General features: G+C 69.1%; 4 protein-coding genes. 1 reads left to right on the forward strand and 3 read right to left on the reverse strand.

The features are described 5' to 3' along the window. The 3 genes from VML93_RS01685 to VML93_RS01695 form a co-directional block, all read right to left on the reverse strand. A partial coding sequence (locus VML93_RS01685) for an rRNA small subunit methyltransferase B (protein WP_325607015.1) occupies positions 1 to 1,403 on the reverse strand: 1,403 nt, incomplete at its 3' end. Continuing rightward, the gene (fmt, locus tag VML93_RS01690; protein ID WP_325607017.1) at positions 1,400 to 2,329 is read right to left on the reverse strand and encodes a methionyl-tRNA formyltransferase; all 930 of its coding nucleotides are present in this window, start codon (positions 2,327 to 2,329) and stop codon (positions 1,400 to 1,402) included. The genes VML93_RS01685 and fmt, both read right to left, overlap by 4 nt. A gap of 35 nt (positions 2,330 to 2,364) precedes the next feature. After that, entirely contained in the window at positions 2,365 to 2,847 is a 483-nt protein-coding gene (locus tag VML93_RS01695; RefSeq protein ID WP_325607019.1) for a MarR family transcriptional regulator, read from the reverse strand. 149 nt (positions 2,848 to 2,996) lie between these two features. On the opposite strand from VML93_RS01695, the gene VML93_RS01700 reads away from it, so the two are divergent. Next, on the forward strand, positions 2,997 to 3,821 hold the full coding sequence (locus tag VML93_RS01700) for a class I SAM-dependent methyltransferase (RefSeq protein WP_325607021.1): 825 nt from the start codon (positions 2,997 to 2,999) through the stop codon (positions 3,819 to 3,821). The last annotated feature ends 22 nt before the right edge of the window (positions 3,822 to 3,843 follow it).

The following is a 3,843-nucleotide window of genomic DNA, read 5'->3' on the forward strand; positions in this document are numbered from 1 at the left end:
CACTTCAGGCGACGCAGCGTGGCGGCGAACATCGCGTCGGTGCCGTGCCGATGCGGCCAGAGCTGCACCGCGTTCATGGAGGGGCCCTGCCCCAGTGCGTTATCAGGCCCGTCATTCACGGGCTCGAACAACGGCCGGGTATCGAGCGCGCACACCGGATGACGACGCAGCGCGTCGCCGACCACGCCGACGGTTTCGGCGAGGTGCGGCGAGCAGGTCGCGTACAGCACCACACCGCCGGGCCGGGTCAGCCCGATCGCGGCGGCCAGCAGCTCGCGTTGCAGCTTGGCCAGCACGGGCACGTCGGACGGCTGGCGCCGCCAACGGGCCTCGGGTCGGCGGCGCAACGCGCCCAGCCCGGTGCACGGCGCGTCGACGAGCACGCGGTCGAAGCGCGGCTCCAGCCCGCTCTGCCGGCCGTCGACGCGCACCACGTCGACAGGCAGCCCACGGGTGTTCTCCACCACCAGGTCCGCCCGGCGCGGCGCCGGCTCCACCGCCGTGACCCGGGCCCCGGAATCGGCGCCCAGCGCCGCCAGCAGCGCCGTCTTGCCGCCCGGCCCGGCGCACAGGTCCAGCCATCGTCCGGTGTCGCCGTCGACCGGCGCCAGCGCCAGCGCACGGGCCACCAACTGGCTGCCCTCGTCCTGGACCAGGGCGTTGCCGTCGCGCACCGGTGACAGCTGCCCGGGATCGCCGCCGGGCAGGTAGACCGCATACGGCGAATAGCGACCGATGGTGCCCTGCACCGCATCGGCCAATTCGGCGGCAGACAGCACTCCCGGGCGGGCCGCCAGGTGCACCTGGGGCCGTTCGTCGTCGCTGGCCAGCATCGCGTCGAGTTCTCCGGCCGCCGCGCCCAGCGCATCGGCGAAGGCCTGGGCGATCCAGCGCGGGTGGGCGTGCACGAAGGCGGCGTGGCCGACCGGATCGCGCGACGGGTCGGGAGCCAGCTCGTCGACCCAGGACCGCTCGTCTCGCGCGGCGATGGTGCGCAGCACACCATTGACGAAACCCGCTCGCGCCGAGTCGAATTCGATTCCGGCCTGTTCCACCGTGGTGGATACGGCGGCATGCGCTTCCACGCGGGTGCGCAACAGCTGATAGGTGCCGAGCCGCAGCAGGTCGAGCAGCACCGGATTGATCGCCTCCGGCGGGCGTCCGGCGGCCGCGCCGATGACCGCGTCGAGCAGCCCCTGGGTACGGCAGGTGCCGTAGGTCAGCTCGGTGGCGAACGCGGCATCGCGGCCGGTGATACCACGCTGGCGCAGCAATGCGGGCAACGCCAGATTGGCGTAGGCGCTGCGTTCGCTGACCGCCCGAAGCACGTCGAATGCCGCGCGACGTGCCGGGTCGAGCGGGCGGCGGGGTGGCCTCCGAGGCCGATGCGTGGGCTTGGTCATGACGCCCGCGCGGCGGCGTCGAGCCGAGCGCCCCGAGCCCAGTCGACGGCATTCATCAGTTTCTTTCCGGGCGGCTGAATCTGGCCCAGGCGCACCGGATCTGAGCCGGTCCCGATCCACACGCTCTTGCGGTCGACATGAATACCACCGGGCGGCAGGGGTTCTGGCGCTTCGCCGAGGTGTACCGGTCCGAGTTTGACGCGCAGATCACCAATGAGCGTCCAGGCGCCGGGGTTTGGCGTGACGGCGCGGATCCGGCGCTCGAGGACCGGCGCGGGCAGATCCCAGCGCACCCGGGCCTGCTCGACCGTGATTTTCGGGGCCATGCTGACCCCGTCGGACGGCTGTGGTCGCGGCGCCAGTGTCGCGTCGGCGATGCCGTCCAGCGTTGCCGATAGCAGGACCGCCCCTGAAACGGCAAGTCGCTCAAGCAGTTCCCCCGCCGTGTCGGTTGGCCGGATCGTCTCGGTGACCACGCCGTAGACCGGTCCGGAGTCCAGGCTGCGCTCGATCTCAAACGTCGTCGCTCCGGTAACCGCGTCACCCGCGGCGATCGCGGCCTGCACCGGTGCCGCGCCGCGCCAGGCCGGCAACAGCGAGAAGTGCAGGTTGATCCAGCCGCGCGGGGGCACCGCCAGCAGCGCGTCGCCCAGCAGCGCGCCGTAGGCCACCACCGCGCAACAGTCGGGTGCCAGCTCAGAGAGTTCGCCGACGAACTCGGCCGAGTTCGGCCGCGACGGTCGCAACAGCGGAATGCCGCGGTCGAGCGCTTCGCGAGCCACCGCCGACGGCTCGGGCTTGCCCCGCCTGCCTGATGCGGCGTCTGGCCGGGTCAGCACCGCGATCACGTCGTGGCGGGGCGAGTCGAAGAGCTGACGCAGCGCGGGCAGGGCGGTTTCGGGAGTGCCGGCGAAGACGAGGCGCACGGGGCCAGTCTAGAAAGTGGAGTCTGGCTCTTCTTCTATACGTCGATGTCGAGATACGCCGGCGGCTCACCGCCGGCGGTGGTAAAAGCGGTCAGCGCGCGCACCAGCCCGTGGCGCTCGTCCGACGGCATTTTCTGCACGATGCGGGCAATCTCGGTGCGCCGGTGCGCGGTGACCTGCCGGACGACCTTGCGCCCGTGCGGGGTCAGGGCCGCCAGCAGCTCACGGCGTGAGGTCGGGTGCGGCATGCGGTCGATCAGACCGGCGCTGACCAGCCGGTCGACCATCCGGCCGGTGGCCGACGGCTTGACGCCCAACAGCCCGGCCAGCGTCGCCAGATTTATCGGGCCCTGGTTCGACAGGATCACCAGCGTGCGGAACTGCGGGATGGTGATGCTCTCGTCCACCAAAGCGATCGAGTTGGCGGAGATGCCTACCAGTAACCGCGATGCGGTCAACAACGCATCGGTAATCGCATCGAGTGAGTCGTCGACCGATATGGCGTTTTCCGCCGGCATCGTCGCCCCCCTTTTCCCAGCACGTGAGCTTTCTCACCAAAGCTATGGCTAGGTGAGTCTAGCAGGCCCCAAATGTAGTAGTTGTATACTGTTGCTCTAACACATCGTTGTGGTGCCTGTGCCCTTGCTTTCCTTCCCTCGGAGGTCTGATGACGATCGACACGCCCATTCGCGAGGACCATACCCTTGCTGCCACGCACCGCGCCGTGTGGGCGTCGGGCGACTACGCATTGATGGCCGAGGAGGTGATGGCCCCGCTCGGTCCAATCCTGGTGACCGCAACCAGCATCACCCCTGGCCGGCGGGTGCTCGACGTCGCGGCCGGTTCCGGCAATATCTCGCTCCCGGCGGCCAGGGCGGGCGGCATCGTCGTTTCCACCGATCTCACCCCGGAGTTGTTGCAACGGTCCCGGATCAGGGCCGCCGAACAGGGGCTGCGGCTGCATTGGCGGCAAGCCAATGCCCACGCCCTGCCGTTCGACGACGACGAGTTCGACATCGTGATGTCGGCGATCGGCGTGATGTTCGCACCGGACCAACAGTGCGCGGCAGACCAGCTGGTCCGGGTCTGCCGCCCGGGCGGGACGATCGGCGTGATCAGTTGGACGCCAACGGGATTCTTCGGCCGGATGCTGGCCACCATCAGGCCGTATCGGCCGGGCCTCTCGGCGGCGGTGCCGCCGGCGGCGTTGTGGGGCCGCGAGGAATATGCGGTCGGGTTGCTGGGCGACCGGGTCACCACTGTCAGCGCGCACCGGGACATGTTGCGGGTCAATCGCTTCGACCGCGCCGAGGACGTCCACCACTACTTCAAGAATCACTACGGTCCGACCATCGAGGCCTTCGCGAACATCGGCGAGAATTCGGTGCTGGCGGCCGCACTCGATGCGCAGCTCATCGAGCTTGCGCAGGAATTTCTGATAGAAGGTGTCATGGATTGGGAGTATCTACTACTGACCGCCAAAAAACGCTGAGAAATTACTGCATGCAGCTATT

This window comes from Mycobacterium sp., from assembly GCF_035499775.1.
Lineage (GTDB): Bacteria > Actinomycetota > Actinomycetes > Mycobacteriales > Mycobacteriaceae > Mycobacterium.